The organism is Bacteroides faecis MAJ27 (genome assembly GCF_900106755.1).
In the GTDB taxonomy this organism is placed as follows: Bacteria; Bacteroidota; Bacteroidia; order Bacteroidales; family Bacteroidaceae; genus Bacteroides; species Bacteroides faecis.
The window spans coordinates 52,079-71,628 of the sequence record NZ_FNNN01000014.1 but is presented as its reverse complement, the minus strand read 5'-3'; the positions used below and the strand labels follow the sequence as shown (position 1 = coordinate 71,628).

Genomic DNA, 19,550 nt, shown 5'->3' with positions numbered 1-19,550 from the left:
TTTTTCTTTCTACTTTTGTGCTGTATAACACAGTTTTGTAGCACCCATGGTAAAAATGAACATGTCAGACATCGATATTTCGGAACCGTTATCCGATCTGTTAGCTCCTTTGAATAATGAACAAAGGGAGTTTCTGATGAACAATTATACGATACAGACCTACAAAAAGAACGAAACCATTTATTGCGAAGGGGAAACTCCCTCTCATTTGATGTGCCTCATTACCGGCAAAGTCAAAATTTTCAAAGATGGTGTAGGAGGTAGAAGCCAGATTATCCGCATGATCAAACAGCGGGAGTACTTTGCGTACCGTGCCTACTTCGCAAAGGAAGACTTCGTCACTGCCGCCGCCGCTTTTGAACCCTCTGTTGTCTGTCTCATCCCCATGACTGCCATTACCACGCTAGTCGCTCAGAACAATGATTTAGCCATGTTTTTTATCCGCCAGCTTTCTATTGATCTGGGCATCTCCGACGAACGTACCGTCAGCCTGACACAGAAACATATCCGCGGACGCCTGGCAGAATCACTGATTTTCCTCAAAGAAAGCTATGGCCTGGAAGAAGACGGATCGACACTGAGTATTTATCTTTCCCGTGAAGACCTTGCCAATCTGTCGAACATGACTACCTCAAACGCCATCCGTACCTTGTCACAGTTTGCAACAGAACGCCTGATCACCATCGACGGAAGAAAAATCAAAATCATCGAAGAAGAAAAGCTCAAGAAAATAAGCAAAATAGGATAAAACAAACCTGATACGATAATAAAAGTTATCTGAAACTTTAACTGGAAGCCGGCGTTCATCACACCGGCTTTTTTATTTATATATTATTGGAACTTATCAATTAAACAAGTACATTTGCCCTGTCAATATATTAATAACTTAACACAAATTTCAGACCATGAAGAAAAGCATTTCCCTTCTTCTTTTATCCTTACTCATGATTGCCCCCAGTTGTCAGAAGCCAAAAGAAATCACGAACGAGTACAACATCATTCCGCAACCCAATCAGCTTGTCCCCAAGGAAGGCCGTTTTGAGCTGAACAAGCAAGTCCGGCTGGTCACACCGTCCGATGCCCCGGAAGTGAAAAAGGTAGCTGACGGTTTTGCCGAACAGTTGAAACAGACTGCCGGAATCTCTCTGACGGAAGCGGAAAGTGCAGACGGAAAGCCTGCCATCAGCTTTGTAGTACAGGAAGATATGCCCAAAGAAGCTTACAGGCTTTCGGTCACCCCTACCCTCATTACGGTCACCGCTTCACAGCCAAATGGCTTTTTCTATGGTGTGCAGACTATTTATCAGCTTCTTCCTCCTGCCGTCTACGGAAAGAAACTGAACAAGAAGGCCGACTGGTCTGTCCCTGCTGTAGAAATCGAAGACGCCCCGCGCTTTGTACACCGCGGACTGATGCTGGACGTCTGCCGTCATTACGCACCGATAGAATATATCTACAAGTTTATCGACCTGTTGGCTATGAACAAAATGAACGTCTTCCACTGGCATCTGACGGACGATCAGGGATGGAGAATCGAAATCAAGAAATATCCGAAACTGACAGAAATCGGCTCCAAGCGGGAAAAGACGCTGGTAGACTATTATTATGTAAACTACCCGCAAGTATTTGACGGTATAGAGCATGGAGGGTATTATACACAGGAGCAGATTAAAGAGGTCGTAGCTTATGCGGCCAACAAATATATCAATGTAATTCCCGAAATAGAAATGCCGGGACATGCACTGGCAGCTCTCGCTGCTTATCCGGAATTGTCATGCGACTCTACACAGACCTACAAGGTATGTCCTACATGGGGCGTGTTCGAACAGGTATTCTGTCCGAGCGAGACTACTTTCAAATTCTTCGAAGGAGTAATGGATGAGGTAGTCGAATTATTCCCAAGTGAGTACATTCATATCGGAGGGGACGAATGCCCCAAGACGGCTTGGAAGAACAGTGCTTTCTGCCAGCAGCTGATTCGCCAGTTGGGATTGAAAGATGATGTGACTCCCAGCAAAGTGGATGGAGTGAAACACAGCAAAGAAGATAAACTGCAAAGTTACTTCGTCACCCGGATGGAGAAATACCTGAACGGTAAAGGACGAAATATCATCGGCTGGGATGAAATTCTGGAAGGTGGTCTGGCACCGAACGCCACCGTTTTGTCATGGCGTGGTGTGGAAGGCGGAATGAATGCTGCCAAAGCAGGACACAATGCAATCATGGCCCCTATGCCTTATGCTTATCTGGACTTCTATCAGGAAGACCCGGAAATCGCCCCGACTACTATCGGCGGATACACTACGCTGAAAAAGACTTATAGCTACAATCCGGTTCCGGATGATGCCGACGAACTGGTAAAGAAGCATATCATCGGTATGCAAGGTAACCTCTGGAGAGAATACATGAAGACCTCGGACCGTGTAGATTACCAGGCATTCCCACGTGCAATGGCTATCGCAGAGACAGGATGGACACTGGATGCCAACAAAAACTGGAAGAGCTTCTGCGAACGTATGGTCACGGAGTTTGAACGTCTGGAAGTAATGGATACCAAGCCTTGTCTCAACTTTTTCGATGTAAACGTAAATACACATGCGGATAAAAACGGTCCTCTGATGGTATTGCTGGAAACATTCTATCCGAATGCGGAAATCAGATATACCACAGACGGCAGCGAACCGACAAACGGCTCTGCACTGTATGAACAGCCTTTCGTGCTTGAAGGAAACATTGACTTGAAAGCCGCTGCCTTCAAAGACGGCAAGATGTTGGGCAAAGTAACCCACAAACCATTGTATGGCAATCTGCTGGCTGGAAAACCATTTACCGTTAATTATGCAATGGGATGGACGGGAGATATATTCGGCGAAAACGATGTATTAGGAGCCGACCCGACCACTTTCGGTCTGACGAATGGAAAAAGAGGGAACAATGCCTCTTATACTCCTTGGTCCAGCTTTGCTATCGTCGAAGGAAAAGACCTTGAATTTATCGTCAATCTGGACAAGCCGACAGAGGTAAGCAAAGTCATCTTCGGTTCTTTGTTCAATCCTGCCATGAGAATGCTCCCTGCCGGAGGAATCGCTGTAGAAGTATCTGCCGACGGCCAGCAATATACACAAATAGCAGAAAAGACCTTGAAACATGATTGTCCGGAAACAGGAAGAATCGCATTCACCGACTCTATTGAATTTGAACCGGCACAAGCCACTTTCCTGAAAGTAAAGATCAAGAATGGCGGTACGTTACGCAATGGCGTCAATTTCGAAAAGAACAACGGTCCGGAAGTTATCCCTGCCGAATTGTGGATAGATGAAATCGAAGCATATTAATGCTTGTGATATAAAATGATATAAAAAAACGGTGGACATTCAGCTTATTGCTAATGTCCACCGTTTTTTTATTTATTCAGTGCTTATTTATACAGTGCAACGCATTCCGCGTTCCGCCTGTGATATCTTTAGATGATTCCTTTTGCAGAAAGATAACGTTCTGCTTCAATAGCAGCCTTACAGCCACTTCCTGCCGCTGTAATAGCCTGACGATAATGCGGATCAGCCACATCTCCCGCAGCAAATACTCCGGGAACTTTTGTACGGGGGCTGTCGCCGTCCGTAATAATGTAACCTACCTCATCGGTATCAATGTATTCTTTGAATATATCTGAATTCGGTTTGTGCCCAATAGCCAGGAAGAATCCGTCGATAGGCAAACTGTAACGTTCTTCGTCCGCTTCACCCCAGCGCTTCACAACATTCATACCTTCCACTCCATTGTCACCAAACAGGCCGACTACATTATGTTCGAAAAGTACTTCAATCTTTTCGTGCTTCTGCACACGTTCCTGCATAATCTTCGATGCGCGCAAATAAGGTTTGCGGACCACCAGATAAACTTTGGATGCCAGACCGGCCAGATAAATAGCTTCCTCACAAGCTGTATCGCCACCGCCAACGACTGCAACGACTTTCTTACGATAGAAAAATCCGTCACACGTAGCACAAGCACTGACTCCCATGCCGGCATATTTCTTTTCATCTTCCAGTCCCAGATATTTAGCCGTAGCGCCGGTGGAGATGATCAATGCTTCTGTCTCAATCACCTTGTCACCATCAATCGTTATTTTATAAGGAGCTTTGCTTAAATCTGCCGCCGTCGCAATACCAAAACGAACATCTGTTCCGAAACGGCTGGCTTGTGCACGCAAATCTTCCATCAACTGCGGACCACTGATTCCTTCCGGATAACCGGGGAAGTTCTCCACGTCCGTAGTAGTTGTCAACTGACCGCCGGGCTGCAATCCTTCATAAAGCACCGGACAAAGGTTAGCACGTCCTGCATAGATCGCTGCCGTATAGCCGGCAGGTCCCGAGCCTATAATCAGGCATTTTACTTTTTCTATTTCTGCCATTTTATTGTTATATTATCGTTTTATTATTCCAGATATCTTATCTCCTGTTCAAAAAACATATTATCTCAAGTCTATCACTTCCGCAGTCGGATACGCTTTTCTGTCGAAAGTGAAAACATCGTCTGCATAATCCAGTCCGGTCTGATAAGCCGTCACGGTAATCTCATTACGTGTCTTCTGGCCACGTTGCTGAAGTTGGATGCAAACAGGTTCATACGCATTCTTCGTCACATAAAGAGTAATACTTTCCAACTCTTGCTTCTTATCATTAGCAGTCAGAACCACTTCCCAGACAGCTTTTCCCTGAAACGTCTTCACTGTTCCCAGCTTATAAGAGAATCCTTTCTGATACATATAAAGAAATGTATACGGATTGATCTGCTGCAACTCTTCCTGAGTAGGGGTACTGACATTCACTTCATCATTCCTTACCATATAACTCCACTGCGTTTTTCCATCAAACCAAGTGGTCGTTTCGGAAGTCTTCAACATGAATTTCTCGCCTTTCAACTGGATAACACCGTTCTCCCGTCCTTCCAGACGACCATCATTGAGTGCCTTCAATGTAAAATCAGCTCTAACACCACCGGCTTTCTTAAATGCTTCGGCTGTCTTCTCAAGAACAGCTTTAGCCTGCGACTGCTGTTGTTGAGCAATCACAGGCAGTGACAGTAAAGCTATTAAAACACTAAAAATGTATTTTCTCATTTGATTAATAAACGATCTGTTATTGTAAATTGTTCAAACGCATTTCGAGGTCATTCTCGTCGATACACAGTACATCACGCGCCTTGCTCCCCTGGGTAGGCCCGACAATTCCGGCTTTTTCAAGCTGATCCATGATACGTCCGGCGCGATTGTAGCCGATAGCAAATTTACGTTGAATTAACGAAGTGGAACCTTGCTGATGGATGACCACCAGACGAGCCGCATCTTCAAACAACGGGTCGAGACGTCCCATATCAATATCCCCCACTTCACTGCCACTGTCTTCGGTCACATATTCGGGCAGGAAGAACGGAGTAGGATAGCTCTGCTGACGGGCAATAAACTTCGTGATCTCCTCCACTTCCGGTGTATCGATAAAGGCACACTGCACACGCACCGGATCGGCACCTTGCAGGAAGAGCATATCGCCCTTACCAATCAGGCGGTTCGCACCCGGACGGTCAAGAATCGTACGGGAATCCATCATGGCAGATACACGGAACGCAATACGTGCCGGGAAGTTCGCCTTGATCGTACCCGTAATGATATTCGTCGTCGGACGCTGCGTAGCGATGATCATGTGAATGCCGACCGCACGTGCTAACTGAGCGATACGTGCAATCGGAAGTTCGACTTCCTTACCGGCAGTCATAATCAAATCTCCGAACTCGTCAATTACCACTACGATATATGGCATAAACTTATGTCCTTTCTCCGGATTCAGGCGACGATTGATAAACTTCTCATTATATTCCTTGACATTACGCACATGAGCCATCTTCAAGAGGTCATAGCGTGTATCCATCTCCACACAAACCGAATTCAGCGTTTGCACTACCTTCGTCACGTCTGTAATAATCGGCTCACCGCCATCGGGAAGTTTGGCCAGGAAATGATTTTCAATGACAGAGTAAATGCTGAACTCCACCTTCTTCGGATCGACCAGGACAAATTTCAGTTCAGCCGGATGCTTCTTATATAATAAGGAGGTAATGATTGCATTCAAACCAACAGACTTACCCTGACCGGTAGCACCTGCCACCAATACATGCGGCATCTTGCAAAGATCGAACATAAAGACTTCGTTTGTAATCGTCTTACCCAGTACAATCGGCAAATCGAACTTGGATTCCTGAAACTTCTTGCTTCCGATCACGCTTTGACCGGATACGATCTTCGGATTCTTGTTCGGAACTTCAATACCGATGGTTCCCTTACCCGGTATCGGAGCAATGATACGAATGCCATCTGCCGACAGACTCAACGCGATATCATCTTCCAGACCACGAATCTTCGAAATACGTACTCCTTGTTCGGGGGTAATTTCATACAGAGTCACCGTAGGCCCTACCGTTGCCTTGATCGTACTGATTTCAATACCAAAGCTGCGCAAAGTATTAATGATACGGTCTTTATTCGCATTCTGTTCGTCCATATCAATCGTCGGATCGTCATTCTCAAAATGCTTCATCAGATCGATTGTCGGGAAACGATAGTTTTCCAGATCCTTCATCGGATTATAAGGTTCCTGTTCCGGTCCCTGATATTCTTCTTCGGTCGCAGCCGTCTCTACCTGAAACCCGGGTTCATCCTCACCCGGCAATTCGTCCTGAGGCGCAGGAGTAACCGTATCAGCCACAGTCGGTTCAAAGACCATAGTCACTCCTTCCCCTTCATCAGCAGAAGGAAGTTCCTCGTCCGGTTCCGGTTCGTTCACCGGAGATTCTTCTTTCGGTTCCTCTGCCTGTATGTCCATCACAGGAGCAGGAGGAGGTGTTTGTTTATAAGTACGTTTCAGATTGAATTCAACTTCCTGCGGTTGCGAGGTTGTAAATTCCTGCGTTCCTTCTGTCGCTGCCACTTTTTCCTCTTCTTTCTTCTGACGTTTCAAGAAACTCAAAGCAAAGAGCTTGCGCAGCCAGATAACCGTTCGTGCACTTACATATATAAAGAAGCAGACTGCCGTTATCAGCAAAATCATCCACACACCGGGAACTCCTACCTGCGAAACCAACCAACGGCTTACATTATAACCGTGCATACCTCCCAGATAGATGAAAGAATCCTGATAATGATCCATCAGGGCGAACCCGAAAAACACGGAGAACCACACTAATAATAATGTACAACCGATAAACCATTTCCATAAGCGGACAATGCGTACCCGCATCAACTTCAATCCTGCCACTGCCAGAAAGACAAGGATAAAGAATGAAGATATGCCAAAGCAGTCATTGATCAGATAACTAGCTAACTGTGCGCCACGAGATCCGGCATAGTTTTTTACATTGTTATTAACAGCTGCCAGGTCTGCTGAATTGCCGCTGTCGATAATACTTTGGTCGGCTGCCCCCGTAAAGAAGAAGGAAGAAAAAGCCAACAAAAGATAAACAGAAAAGATCACCAGCATCAATCCAATTACGAAATGAATGGTTTCATTCTTAAAAATTGATACAATCTTTCCTGGAGAAGACGGAGTGCGTTCAGCCTCCTTATCTATTTTCTTTTTTGCCATGAGTCTTTATTCTTTAATAAATTGGAATCCGTATTATAAGCCGCAAAAATAATAAAAAAATAACGAGCGCTACTCTCATTCAATCCTTTTTCTTACCTTTGCGATTCAAATCAATCTGATTATGGAAAAAGAAAGCCAAACGATATTTGAAAAGAATGTGATCGAGTTCGTAACGGTAGCCGCCGAATTTTGCGCATTCCTCGAACGTGCCGAACACATGAAGCGCAAAGCTTTTGTCGACACGTCTTTAAAAATACTTCCCCTGCTCTATCTCAAAGCATCCTTGCTTCCGAAGTGTGAAACAATCGGAGACGAGGCACCCGAAACGTATGTAACGGAGGAAACGTATGAGATTCTACGCATTAATCTGGCAGGACTGATGGGGGAGAAGGATGATTATCTGGATGTTTTCGTACAGGATATGGTATATAGCGACCAGCCTATCAAGAAATCCATCTCGGAAGATTTGGCAGATATCTATCAGGATATCAAAGATTTTATTTTCGTCTTCCAACTGGGACTGAACGAAACCATGAACGACTCGTTGGCCATCTGCCAGGAAAACTTCGGTCTGCTGTGGGGACAGAAACTGGTAAACACCCTGCGCGCCCTTCACGATGTGAAATATAACCAGCAGGATGAGAATGACGAAGAGGACAACGAAGAAGAGAATAACGAACTAAGCGATGACGACTATTGTTGTGAAGAAGACGGATGTCATTGTCACGACCACAACCACGAAGACGGTTGTCACCGCCACGACGACGAATGCCACTGTCATGACGACGGCTACCATTGTCGTGATGACGAATAAACGAAAATGATAGTAAGAAGAAGTATAAATAAAGACGAACTAAAGGAACTCCCGAAAACTGTTTTTCCGGGACGGATCCATGTTATCCAGTCGGAAGCGGAAACAGAAAAAGCGGTAGCCTACCTGAAATCCCAACCAATACTGGGCATCGATAGCGAAACGCGTCCATCCTTCACCAAAGGACAAAGTCATAAGGTAGCACTCCTCCAGATTTCCTCGGACGAATGCTGTTTCCTGTTCCGCCTCAACATGACGGGACTTACCCAACCTTTGGTTGACCTGCTGGAGAATCCGGCTGTCATTAAAGTAGGATTGTCACTCAAAGATGATTTTATGATGCTGCACAAACGTGCGCCTTTCACCCAACAGAGCTGCATCGAACTGCAGGACTATGTCCGCCAGTTCGGCATACAGGACAAAAGCCTGCAAAAGATTTACGCAATCCTGTTTAAAGAAAAGATTTCCAAATCACAACGGCTGTCCAACTGGGAAGCAGACGTACTAAGTGACGGACAGAAACAATATGCAGCGACCGACGCCTGGGCCTGCCTCAATATCTATAATCTGCTGCAGGAACTGAAACGAACCGGCAACTATGAGGTCGAAAGCCTCCCTGCAGAAGAAGAGGTTAACGCAAGCTCCCTCGCCAATCGCTGATAAATAACCGATAGAAGAGTAATTAATAACTGATCAAATAGCACTATCTCCACTCCTTTTTTTCGAGGACCGGAGAGAAAACTGAAATTTTAATAACATGCATAAAGTATACCTCAAACCCGGCAAAGAAGAGTCTTTAAAAAGATTTCACCCCTGGATTTTCTCCGGAGCAATCGCTCGTTTCGATGGAGAACCTGAAGAAGGTGAAGTTGTAGAAGTATACACTTCAAAAAAGGAATTTATAGCCGAAGGACATTTTCAGATCGGAAGTATTGCCGTACGTGTGCTTTCTTTCCGTCAGGAACCTATCGACCACGATTTCTGGAAACGTAAACTACAGATCGCCTACGAGATGCGCTGCAGTATCGGTATCGCAGTCAATCCGACCAATAACACCTATCGTCTCGTACATGGTGAAGGAGATAACCTGCCCGGACTGGTCATCGACATTTATGCCCGGACTGCCGTCATGCAAGCGCACTCCGCAGGAATGCATGTAGACCGCATGACTATCGCCGAAGCCCTGTCGGAAGTAATGGGTGACAAGATTGAGAATATCTATTATAAATCAGAAACCACACTACCTTTCAAGGCAGACCTTTTCCCCGAAAACGGTTTCCTTAAAGGAGGAAGCAGTGATAATATCGCACAAGAGTATGGTTTGAAATTCCACGTAGACTGGCTGAAAGGGCAGAAAACGGGATTCTTCGTAGACCAACGCGAAAACCGCTCACTGCTGGAGCATTATGCTAAAGACCGTTCAGTACTGAATATGTTCTGCTATACCGGTGGCTTTTCTTTCTACGCCATGCGTGGAGGCGCGAAACTGGTACATTCCGTGGACAGCTCCGCCAAAGCAATCGATCTGACTAACAAGAACGTAGAGCTGAACTTCCCCGGTGATCTTCGCCACGAAGCTTTTGCCGAAGATGCCTTCAAGTATCTCGACCGTATGGGCGACCAATATGATTTGATAATTCTCGACCCTCCTGCATTTGCCAAGCATAAAGATGCTTTGCGGAATGCCTTGCAAGGTTACCGGAAACTGAATGCCAAAGCATTCGAGAAAATCAAACCGGGCGGCATCCTGTTTACATTCTCCTGTTCACAGGTAGTGACCAAGGACAATTTCCGCACAGCAGTATTTACTGCCGCTGCCATGTCAGGACGTAGCGTACGTATCCTGCACCAACTCACACAACCTGCCGACCATCCGGTTAACATATACCACCCGGAAGGAGAATACCTGAAGGGACTGGTACTCTATGTAGAGTAATGCAGATATAAATGCCATGAAACTTACTTATTCAGGAGCGAATAACAGAAAAAGAATAGCTTCAAAGTTAATTAGAGTTAACAAATAGAAGATTTCCGGCAATTCATTATGTTTTATAACATAAAATGCTCTATATTTGCACTGTGTTTTTCATGGTATTAGATTTAAGGTTAATAAAGATTGGCTGTCTGGGATAGATAGCCTTCTTTTTTTTATATACCTACTCCCTTTCCACTTTTTACCGGCAATTCCTCATCATTCTTCGCATTTATGGCTTTTTTATCCCCTTTTTATCGATTAACTTGCTCACCCAATCAACGAAAATATTATATTTGCATCTATTATTAACGAAAAAGAGAAACACAAATTAGAAAAGTCATGAGTATAAAAGTTCGTTTGATTATTATGAACTTCCTGCAATTCTTTGTATGGGGTTCATGGTTAATTTCACTGGGAGGTTACATGGGACGAGAACTCCACTTCGAAGGAGGGCAGATCGGTGCCATCTTCGCCACCATGGGTATTGCCTCTTTAGTTATGCCCGGCATCATTGGTATCATCGCCGATAAGTGGTTCAATGCTGAACGTTTATACGGACTTTGCCACATCGCAGGGGCTGCCTGCCTTTTCTACGCCTCCACCGCTACAAGTTACGACCAGATGTATTGGGCGATGCTGCTCAACTTATTGGTATATATGCCTACCTTATCGTTAGCTAATACCGTTTCGTATAATGCACTGGAACAATATAAATGTGACCTGATCAAGGACTTCCCTCCCATCCGCGTATGGGGAACCATCGGTTTCATCTGCGCCATGTGGGCAGTAGACCTTACCGGATTCAAGAACTCCAGCGCACAACTCTATGTAGGCGGTGCGTCGGCACTATTACTGGGATTGTATGCTTTTACCCTGCCAGCATGCAAGCCTGCCAAAACAGAAAAGAAAACATTGCTCTCTTCCTTCGGGCTGGATGCTTTCGTATTATTCAAAAGAAAGAAAATGGCTATTTTCTTCCTGTTCTCCATGCTTTTAGGAGCAGCATTGCAAATCACCAATACATATGGTGACCTTTTCCTGGGCAGTTTTGCCAATATTCCGGAGTTTGCAGATTCCTTCGGAGTGAAACATTCGGTGATCCTATTGTCCATCTCACAAATGTCTGAAACATTATTTATTCTCGCTATACCATTCTTCCTGAGACATTTTGGTATCAAGCAAGTGATGCTGATCAGTATGTTTGCCTGGGTATTCCGTTTCGGACTGTTCGGCTTCGGTGATCCGGGCTCCGGTCTGTGGATGCTGATTCTTTCCATGATCGTGTATGGAATGGCGTTCGACTTCTTCAACATTTCCGGTTCGTTGTTTGTTGAACAAGAAACCAGCTCCTCCATACGTGCCAGTGCTCAGGGATTATTCTTTATGATGACCAACGGACTGGGCGCTATCATCGGAGGATATGCCAGCGGTGCTGTCGTAGACGCTTTCTCAGTATATGCTGATGGTAAACTGATAAGTCGTGAATGGCCGGACATCTGGTTTATCTTTGCAGCATATGCACTGGTGATCGGCATCCTGTTTGCTCTGGTATTCAAGTACAAACACCAACGAGAGAGTAAAGTAAATTAAGTAATAAAGAACAATGGACAAAAAAGTAGAATTACAAGTTTTAAATATCACAAATAGCCAAGCGCAAGTAGGTGCCTTTGCCATGCTGTTGGGCGAAGTGGACGGTGAACGGCAATTGCCTATCATCATCGGTCCCGCCGAAGCTCAGGCAACCGCCTTGTATCTGAAAAGAATTAAAACTCCCCGCCCCCTGACACACGATCTGTTTATGACAACTCTTGGTGTGCTGGGAGCCAGTTTGCTTCGCGTATTGATTTACAAGGCAAAAGATGGTATTTTCTACTCTTACATCTACTTAAAAAAAGACGAAGAAATTATACGTATTGACACGCGTACCTCAGATGCTGTAGCTCTGGCTGTCCGTGCCGAATGCCCAATCCTCATTTATGAGTCTATTCTTGAACAGGAATGTCTGCACATCTCAAACGAAGAAAGAAGGCACCCGGAGGAATTTGACGATGAAGACGATGAGGGAGAACCGGAAGATGAAAAAAAGCGGAACCTGCCTCGCAACGTCACTTCCATGTCACTCGAAGAAGCCTTGGAGCAAGCGATAAAAGACGAGAATTATGAACTGGCCGCCAAAATACGCGACCGGATCAATTCCAGAAATCAAAACCAGTAATCAATTATGCACGTATTTTATACTCCCGATATACAGATAAGCAACGAACTTCCGGAAGAGGAAGCACAACACTGTACCCGTGTACTGCGGTTGGGTATCGGAGACGAAATCACTCTCACTGACGGTAAGGGGTATTTCTATCAAGCCGAAATCACGGTTGCAACCAACAAGCGTTGCCTTGTAGCCATCAAAGAAACAATATTTCAGGAACCGCTTTGGCCATGCCATCTGCACATTGCTATGGCACCAACCAAAAATATGGATCGCAATGAATGGTTTGCAGAGAAAGCTACAGAAATCGGATTTGATGAACTGACATTTCTCAACTGCCGTTTCTCCGAACGCAAAGTGATTAAAGCCGAACGAATCGAAAAGATTCTGATATCGGCCATCAAACAGTCGCTCAAGGCCCGCCTGCCTAAGCTCAACGAAATGACGGATTTCGACAAATTCATCACACAAGAGTTCAAAGGACAGAAATTCATTGCACACTGTTATGAAGGTGAAAAACCTCTGCTGAAAAATATACTGAAAGCAGGAGAAGACGCTCTCGTTCTGATCGGTCCCGAAGGAGACTTCAGTGAAGAGGAAGTGAAAAAAGCTATCGAATGCGGATTCACTCCCATTAGCTTGGGAAAATCACGGCTTCGAACAGAGACAGCAGCGTTGGTGGCTTGCCACACAATCAACTTATTGAATCAATAATAACTTTTAAATAGTATGAGTATGGCAAAGAAAATGATTTCACGGCTCTCGGTACTGGCAGTACTGATGGTGTTTTTGGCAGCATGTTCCAAACAAACGGAATATACGAACGTAATACCGGCAGATGCTACGGCTGTTGCCTCTATTGATTTGAAATCGCTGGCCAATAAGGCGGGGATGAATGACAAAGAGAATGAAGCTGCTAAACAGAAACTGCTGGAAGCACTGAAGAGCGGAATGAATGCCGCAACTTTCCAACAACTGGAGAAAGTGATAAACAACCCGGGAGCATCCGGTTTAGATCCGGAAGCACCGATCTATATCTTTAGCTCTCCCCAGATTTCCGGTGGCGTATTCGTTGCCAAAGTCAGCAATGAAGATGACTTGCACGCATCGCTTGACGTAATGGCAAAAGAACAAATCTGCCAACCAGTGAGCGAAGCAGACGGATATAGCTTCACTACCCTGAACGGAAATTTGCTTGCTTTCAATGAAACCACTGCAATCATTATCTCCGCCAACAGAGCTTCTCAGACAGAAGCAGCCAAAGAAACCATCACCAAACTGATGAAGCAGACTGCCGACAACAGCATTGCTAAATCCGGAGCTTTCCAGAAAATCGCAAAACAAAAAAGTGATATCAACTTTTTCGCCTCCATGTCAGCGATTCCTTCTACTTACAGAAGCCAGATCAGCATGGGACTTCCTTCTGAAATCAAGCCGGAAGACATTACCATTGTAGGCGGATTGAACTTTGAGAAAGGCAAGATCGCCCTCAAAACAGAAAACTACACGGAAAATGATGCTGTAAAGGCTCTCTTGAAAAAACAAATGGAATCATTCGGAAAGACAAGCGGCACATTCGTGAAATACTTCCCGGCATCCACACTAATGTTCGTCAATATGGGTGTAAAAGGAGAAGGACTGTACAATCTATTAAGCGAGAATCAAGAATTCCGCAGCACAGTGTCAATTGCCAAAGCAGATGAAGTAAAAGAACTGTTCAGTTCATTCAACGGTGATATTTCTGCCGGATTAATCAATGTAACCATGAACAGTGCTCCTACTTTCCTTGCTTATGCCGATGTAAAGAATGGAAATGCTCTTGAAGCTCTTTATAAAAACAAACAGGCATTGGGGCTCAAGAAAGGAGAAGACATCATGGAACTGGGTAAAGATGAATATGTCTATAAAACAAGAGGAATGAATATATTCTTCGGCATCAAAGACAAACAAATGTATGCCACTAATGACGAACTGCTCTACAAGAGTATTGGCAAAGCTGTTGACAAATCCATCAAAGATGCTCCATACGCGGCAGAGATGAAAGGTAAAACTGTATTCATGGCTATCAATGCAGAAGCCATACTGGATTTACCGGTTGTCAAAATGCTGGTAGGTTTCGGAGGCAAGGAATTTAAGACTTATTCTGATCTCGCTTCCAAAGTTTCTTATTTATCCGTAAGTTCGGAAGGAGAAACAAGCGAAACAGACCTTTGCCTGAAAGACAAAGATGTCAATGCCCTCAAACAAATTGTAGATTTTGCCAAGCAATTTGCCGGCATGTAACTCGTAAACGGACGGTATGAATAGTATTCACTTACAGCAAACACTTCCTCAAGTGTTTGCTGACCGTAATTCGGTGACCTCTGACATATGGCATCAGGACCTTATCTTCCAAAAAGGAGAAATGTATCTGATAGAAGCTGCCTCCGGCACCGGAAAATCTTCGTTGTGCAGCTATATTTACGGCTATCGCAACGACTACCAAGGAATTATCAATTTCGATGAAACCAATATCAGAGCATATTCCGTGAAGCAATGGGTAGACTTGAGAAAGCATTCACTGAGTATGCTTTTTCAAGACCTGCGTATCTTCACTGAACTCACAGCTCTTGAAAACGTACAACTGAAAAACAACCTTACCGGATACAAAAAGAAAAAAGAGATTCTTTCATTGTTTGAAAAACTGGGTATCTCAGACAAACTGAATGTGAAAGCCGGAAAACTCTCTTTCGGGCAGCAACAACGGGTTGCCTTTATCCGTGCATTCTGTCAGCCGTTCGACTTCTTGTTTCTGGATGAACCTATCAGCCATCTGGATGATGAGAACAGCCGTATCATGGGAGAAATCATCATCGACGAAGCCGGGAAGCAAAGTGCCGGAGTCATCGCCACATCCATTGGAAAGCATATTGAACTACCTTATAAACAGGTACTCCAACTCTGATGGATCAGTGTTTCACCTTCCCTTTTTAATTTAATTATAAATTGTAAAATTGTAAATAAGATGTCTGCTCTTGTCTGGAAACTTCTCCGCCAACATATCAGTATCGGCCAACTGACCGGTTTCTTTTTAGCCAACCTGTTCGGCATGATGATTGTACTGCTCAGCGTACAGTTTTATAAGGATGTCATCCCCGTATTCACCGAAGGAGACAGCTTTATGAAAAAAGACTTTATCATAGCAACCAAGAAAATCAGCACACTCGGCTCCTTTGCCGGAAAAAGCAACACGTTCTCTCCCGAAGATATCGCCGATCTGAAAAAGCAATCGTTTACCAAAACGACAGGGGCTTTCACCCCTTCTCAGTTTAAAGTTTCAGCAGGATTAGGCATGCAGGAAGCTGGTATTCATCTCTCTACGGATATGTTCTTCGAATCAGTTCCCGATGAGTTTGTAGACATCAAACTCGATAAATGGCATTTCGATGAAGAAACGCATACGATTCCCATCATTATCCCACGCAATTATCTGAATTTGTACAACTTCGGTTTTGCTCAAAGCCGCAGTCTGCCCAAACTGTCGGAAGGACTAATGGGTCTTATCCAAATGGACATCATGATGCGAGGTAACGGACGGGTAGAGCAATACAAAGGAAACATCGTCGGTTTCTCCAACCGTTTAAATACCATTCTCGTACCCCAGTCTTTTATGGACTGGGCCAATAAGAATTTCGCTCCCAATGCAGAAGCACAACCTGCCCGCCTGATCATCGAAGTAAACAATCCGGCTGATCCTTCTATTGCCAGCTATTTCCAAAAGAAAGGCTATGAAACGGAAGACGGAAAACTGGATGCCGGAAAAACCACTTACTTCCTTCGCCTTATCGTAGGCATTGTATTGGGAGTAGGTCTGTTCATTAGTATCCTGTCGTTCTATATCCTGATGCTAAGCATATTCTTACTACTCCAAAAGAACACAACCAAACTCGAAAGCCTGCTTCTGATAGGATACAGCCCCAACAGAGTAGCATTGCCTTATCAGATATTGACTGTAGGGCTGAATATCATCGTATTGATTTTATCCATCGGATTAGTATGCTGGCTGCGCAGCTATTATGTAGAAAGTATCCGATTGCTCTTCCCCCAACTGGAAACCGGTTCGTTATGGGCAGCCATCAGCATGGGTATTTTCTTATTCCTCATCGTATCAGTCATCAACATACTGACTGTCAAGCGAAAAGTTCTTTCTATCTGGATGCATAAAAGTTAAAAACACATTATATGAAAAACATAACTACTCTTCAATGTAAAAGAAGTATTACAGCGTTTTTAGGAGTACTCCTATATTTCTCTTCACTATCTGCACAAACCATGCAAGATACAATCATCGCCCACTTCAGCCTGATGGAAAGAATTCCTAAAGAAAAGTTATACCTGCATCTGGACAAGCCTTTCTATGGAGCCGGAGAGAAAATCTGGTTCAAAGGATATCTGGTAAACGCCAACACTCATCAGGATAATGCACAAAGTAATTTTATCATTACGGAATTGATCAACCGTTCCGATTCCATTGTAGAACGAAAAAAAATCCGCAGAGATTCTTTGGGATTCCATAACGCCTTCACACTTCCTGCGACCCTTCCGGCAGGCGATTATTACCTGCGAGGATACACTAACTGGATGTTGAATGATGATCCTGATTTTTTCTATTCGCGCAATATCAAGATAGGAAACTCTATCGACAACACCATCGTATCAAACATCGAGTACCAACAAGAAGATGATACACATTATACAGCCAAAATCAAATTCACCAGTAACGTGCAGGCTGTTTTTGAAAACACAACAATTAAATACTTATATCTCGAGAATGGGAAAATAAAAAACAAAGGAAAAAAAAAGACGGATGAAAACGGCTGGATCTCCATCTCCCTACCCGATTTAAAATCTCCGGCAACACGCAGAATAGAAGTAGAATTTGACGATCCGCAATATATCTATAAACGTACCTTCTATCTGCCTGTCTTCACAAACGATTTCGATGTGAAGTTTTTCCCCGAAGGCGGTGCCCTGCTCAGCATTCCTCATCAGAATGTTGCCTTCAAAGCGCAGGGAGCAGACGGATTCTCGAAAGATATCGAAGGTTTTCTGTTTAATTCAAAAGGAGACACACTTACTAATTTCCGTTCTGAACATAATGGCATGGGTGTTTTTACGATGAATCCCATCGATAATGAGACCTATTACATTACAGCTAAAACCAACGACAGTATCACCAAACGATTTGACCTTCCTGCCGTAGAACCGAAAGGAATTAGCATCGCTATGTCACACTATAAGCAGGAGATTCGTTTCGAAGTCCAAAAGACAGAAGCTACCGAATGGCCTCAGAAGTTATTCCTGCTTGCGCATACCCGTGGCAAACTTTCCATTCTACAACCCATCACTCCGGAAAGGACTTTCGGAAAGATGAACGACAGTCTGTTTACAGAAGGGATTACTCACTTCATGCTAATCGACCAGCAAGGAAATGCGCTCAGCGAACGATTGATTTTCGTACCGGATCATAAACCGAATCAATGGCAAGTCACGACAGACAAACCGACTTATGGAAAAAGAGAAAAAATATCTTTGCAGATCGCTGCCAAAGACCATGAAGGGAATCCGGTAGAAGGAACTTTCTCCGTCAGCATTACCGATCGGAAAAGTATTCAGCCCGACTCTCTTGCTGACAATATACTGTCCAATCTCCTATTGACTTCGGACTTGAAAGGATATGTAGAAGATCCGGCATTCTATTTTCTGAATCAGGATGCCCGGACACTCCGATCCATTGATTATCTGATGCTGACACATGGCTGGCGCAGACATAAAATAGAAAATGTGCTCCGCACTCCTTCAATGAATTTCACCAACTATATAGAAAAAGGACAAACTATCAGCGGACGAATCAGGGGATTCTTCGGAGGAAATGTTAAGAAAGGACCAATCTGTGTACTGGCTCCCAAATACAATATCGTCGCTACCACCGAGACAGACGAAAAAGGTGAATTCATCGTAAACACCTCATTCAGAGACAGCACGACATTCCTGGTTCAGGCACGTACCAAAAAAGGTTTTGCCGGTGTGGACATTGAAATTGATACTCCCCCATATCCGGTTCCTACACATAAAGCTCCTTATTTTAACGGAGCCACCACTTTTATGGAAGACTACCTGCTGAATACCCGCGACCAATATTATATGGAAGGGGGAATGCGTGTGTACAATCTGAAAGAAGTGACAGTCACAGCGAAACGCGAACGTCCGAGCTCGAAAAGTATCTATACAGGTGGCATCAACACTTATACTGTAGAAGAAGACAGACTGCAAGGATATGGTCAAACAGCTTTTGATGCAGCCACCAGACTACCCAGTGTTACGATCATGAACGGAAGTGAAATACACATCCGCAACAATCCCGAACCGGCAGCCATTGTCATTGATGATATTGTATATGATGATGCGTCCGACATTCTGAAAGATATACAAATTAGTGACATGTCCAGTATCAGCCTGCTTCGCGGGGCAGATGCCATCATACTGGGTCCCCGCGCTTCCGGAGGTGCCATTGTGATTACTTTAAAAGATCCCAGGAATCTCCCTGCTAAACCGGCACAGGGAATCATCACTTATACACCGCTAGGATACAGTGAGTCCGTAGAATTTTATCATCCCACTTATGATACTCCCGAGAAAAAGAACGAACAGCGCTCTGACTTCCGGAGTACCGTTTATTGGAATCCGGAGTTACGATTGGATGCAGAAGGTAAAGCGACTATAGAATATTATACACCGGACAGTACAGCACCCGAAGATATTATTATCGAAGGAGTAGACAAGAACGGAAAAGTGTGTCGTCTTCAACAAACAATCAATAAGTAATCAAAACAGATATCATTTAAATAATCAGATAAAAGCATCCGAATATCTATTGGGTCA

At 44.3% G+C, this 19,550-nt stretch carries 15 protein-coding genes; 12 read left to right on the top strand and 3 right to left on the bottom strand.

Annotation, left to right across the window (positions count from 1 at the left end; translation table 11 throughout):
* Positions 1-46: 46 nt before the first annotated feature.
* Complete coding sequence (locus BLW31_RS13370) at positions 47-748, top strand: Crp/Fnr family transcriptional regulator (RefSeq protein WP_010536934.1); 702 nt, start codon at positions 47-49, stop codon at positions 746-748.
* 157 nt (positions 749-905) lie between these two features.
* A complete protein-coding gene (locus tag BLW31_RS13365) occupies positions 906-3,335 on the top strand; it encodes a beta-N-acetylhexosaminidase (RefSeq protein ID WP_010536933.1) in 2,430 nt (809 codons plus the stop codon).
* Between the two features lie 128 nt (positions 3,336-3,463).
* On the opposite strand, the gene trxB is transcribed toward BLW31_RS13365, so the two are convergent.
* Genes trxB through BLW31_RS13350 form a run of 3 tightly spaced genes read right to left on the bottom strand, consistent with a single transcriptional unit; the run spans position 3,464 to position 7,637 of the window.
* Positions 3,464-4,414, bottom strand: coding sequence for a thioredoxin-disulfide reductase (gene trxB / locus BLW31_RS13360; protein WP_010536932.1), 951 nt, complete (start codon positions 4,412-4,414; stop codon positions 3,464-3,466).
* A 60-nt stretch (positions 4,415-4,474) separates the two neighbouring features.
* Positions 4,475-5,122, bottom strand: a complete 648-nt coding sequence (lolA1, locus tag BLW31_RS13355) for an outer membrane lipoprotein periplasmic chaperone LolA1 (RefSeq protein ID WP_010536931.1) — start codon at positions 5,120-5,122, stop codon at positions 4,475-4,477.
* Between the two features lie 19 nt (positions 5,123-5,141).
* On the bottom strand, positions 5,142-7,637 hold the full coding sequence (locus BLW31_RS13350; RefSeq protein ID WP_010536930.1) for a DNA translocase FtsK: 2,496 nt from the start codon (positions 7,635-7,637) through the stop codon (positions 5,142-5,144).
* Between the two features lie 121 nt (positions 7,638-7,758).
* On the opposite strand from BLW31_RS13350, the gene BLW31_RS13345 reads away from it, so the two are divergent.
* The 10 genes from BLW31_RS13345 (at position 7,759) to BLW31_RS13300 (ending at position 19,493) form a co-directional block, all read left to right on the top strand.
* On the top strand, positions 7,759-8,451 hold the full coding sequence (locus tag BLW31_RS13345; RefSeq protein WP_010536929.1) for a DUF5063 domain-containing protein: 693 nt from the start codon (positions 7,759-7,761) through the stop codon (positions 8,449-8,451).
* A gap of 6 nt (positions 8,452-8,457) precedes the next feature.
* The gene (locus BLW31_RS13340; RefSeq protein WP_010536928.1) at positions 8,458-9,108 is read left to right on the top strand and encodes a 3'-5' exonuclease; all 651 of its coding nucleotides are present in this window, start codon (positions 8,458-8,460) and stop codon (positions 9,106-9,108) included.
* Positions 9,109-9,205: 97 nt separating this feature from the next.
* On the top strand, positions 9,206-10,384 hold the full coding sequence (locus BLW31_RS13335) for a class I SAM-dependent rRNA methyltransferase (protein WP_010536927.1): 1,179 nt from the start codon (positions 9,206-9,208) through the stop codon (positions 10,382-10,384).
* 378 nt (positions 10,385-10,762) lie between these two features.
* A complete protein-coding gene (locus BLW31_RS13330; RefSeq protein WP_010536926.1) occupies positions 10,763-12,013 on the top strand; it encodes a nucleoside permease in 1,251 nt (416 codons plus the stop codon).
* 13 nt (positions 12,014-12,026) lie between these two features.
* On the top strand, positions 12,027-12,638 hold the full coding sequence (locus tag BLW31_RS13325; RefSeq protein ID WP_010536925.1) for a bifunctional nuclease family protein: 612 nt from the start codon (positions 12,027-12,029) through the stop codon (positions 12,636-12,638).
* A 6-nt stretch (positions 12,639-12,644) separates the two neighbouring features.
* Entirely contained in the window at positions 12,645-13,343 is a 699-nt protein-coding gene (locus BLW31_RS13320) for a 16S rRNA (uracil(1498)-N(3))-methyltransferase (protein WP_010536924.1), read from the top strand.
* A gap of 21 nt (positions 13,344-13,364) precedes the next feature.
* Positions 13,365-14,912, top strand: coding sequence for a DUF4836 family protein (locus BLW31_RS13315; RefSeq protein ID WP_029425354.1), 1,548 nt, complete (start codon positions 13,365-13,367; stop codon positions 14,910-14,912).
* A 16-nt stretch (positions 14,913-14,928) separates the two neighbouring features.
* Entirely contained in the window at positions 14,929-15,573 is a 645-nt protein-coding gene (locus BLW31_RS13310) for an ATP-binding cassette domain-containing protein (protein ID WP_010536922.1), read from the top strand.
* 60 nt (positions 15,574-15,633) lie between these two features.
* Positions 15,634-16,839 carry a transporter gene (locus tag BLW31_RS13305; RefSeq protein ID WP_010536921.1) on the top strand — a complete coding sequence of 402 codons (1,206 nt, stop codon included), beginning with the start codon at positions 15,634-15,636 and terminating at the stop codon, positions 16,837-16,839.
* An 11-nt stretch (positions 16,840-16,850) separates the two neighbouring features.
* On the top strand, positions 16,851-19,493 hold the full coding sequence (locus BLW31_RS13300) for a TonB-dependent receptor plug domain-containing protein (protein WP_022301610.1): 2,643 nt from the start codon (positions 16,851-16,853) through the stop codon (positions 19,491-19,493).
* Positions 19,494-19,550: the final 57 nt, after the last annotated feature.

Coding starts and splice junctions, on each gene's coding strand:
- BLW31_RS13310 (WP_010536922.1), top strand. CDS start 14,929: ATGAATAGTATTCACTTACAGCAAACACTTCCTCAAGTGTTTGCTGAC.
- BLW31_RS13340 (WP_010536928.1), top strand. CDS start 8,458: ATGATAGTAAGAAGAAGTATAAATAAAGACGAACTAAAGGAACTCCCG.
- lolA1 (WP_010536931.1), bottom strand. CDS start 5,122: ATGAGAAAATACATTTTTAGTGTTTTAATAGCTTTACTGTCACTGCCT.
- BLW31_RS13350 (WP_010536930.1), bottom strand. CDS start 7,637: ATGGCAAAAAAGAAAATAGATAAGGAGGCTGAACGCACTCCGTCTTCT.
- BLW31_RS13365 (WP_010536933.1), top strand. CDS start 906: ATGAAGAAAAGCATTTCCCTTCTTCTTTTATCCTTACTCATGATTGCC.
- trxB (WP_010536932.1), bottom strand. CDS start 4,414: ATGGCAGAAATAGAAAAAGTAAAATGCCTGATTATAGGCTCGGGACCT.
- BLW31_RS13330 (WP_010536926.1), top strand. CDS start 10,763: ATGAGTATAAAAGTTCGTTTGATTATTATGAACTTCCTGCAATTCTTT.
- BLW31_RS13345 (WP_010536929.1), top strand. CDS start 7,759: ATGGAAAAAGAAAGCCAAACGATATTTGAAAAGAATGTGATCGAGTTC.
- BLW31_RS13370 (WP_010536934.1), top strand. CDS start 47: ATGGTAAAAATGAACATGTCAGACATCGATATTTCGGAACCGTTATCC.
- BLW31_RS13335 (WP_010536927.1), top strand. CDS start 9,206: ATGCATAAAGTATACCTCAAACCCGGCAAAGAAGAGTCTTTAAAAAGA.
- BLW31_RS13305 (WP_010536921.1), top strand. CDS start 15,634: ATGTCTGCTCTTGTCTGGAAACTTCTCCGCCAACATATCAGTATCGGC.
- BLW31_RS13325 (WP_010536925.1), top strand. CDS start 12,027: ATGGACAAAAAAGTAGAATTACAAGTTTTAAATATCACAAATAGCCAA.
- BLW31_RS13300 (WP_022301610.1), top strand. CDS start 16,851: ATGAAAAACATAACTACTCTTCAATGTAAAAGAAGTATTACAGCGTTT.
- BLW31_RS13315 (WP_029425354.1), top strand. CDS start 13,365: ATGGCAAAGAAAATGATTTCACGGCTCTCGGTACTGGCAGTACTGATG.
- BLW31_RS13320 (WP_010536924.1), top strand. CDS start 12,645: ATGCACGTATTTTATACTCCCGATATACAGATAAGCAACGAACTTCCG.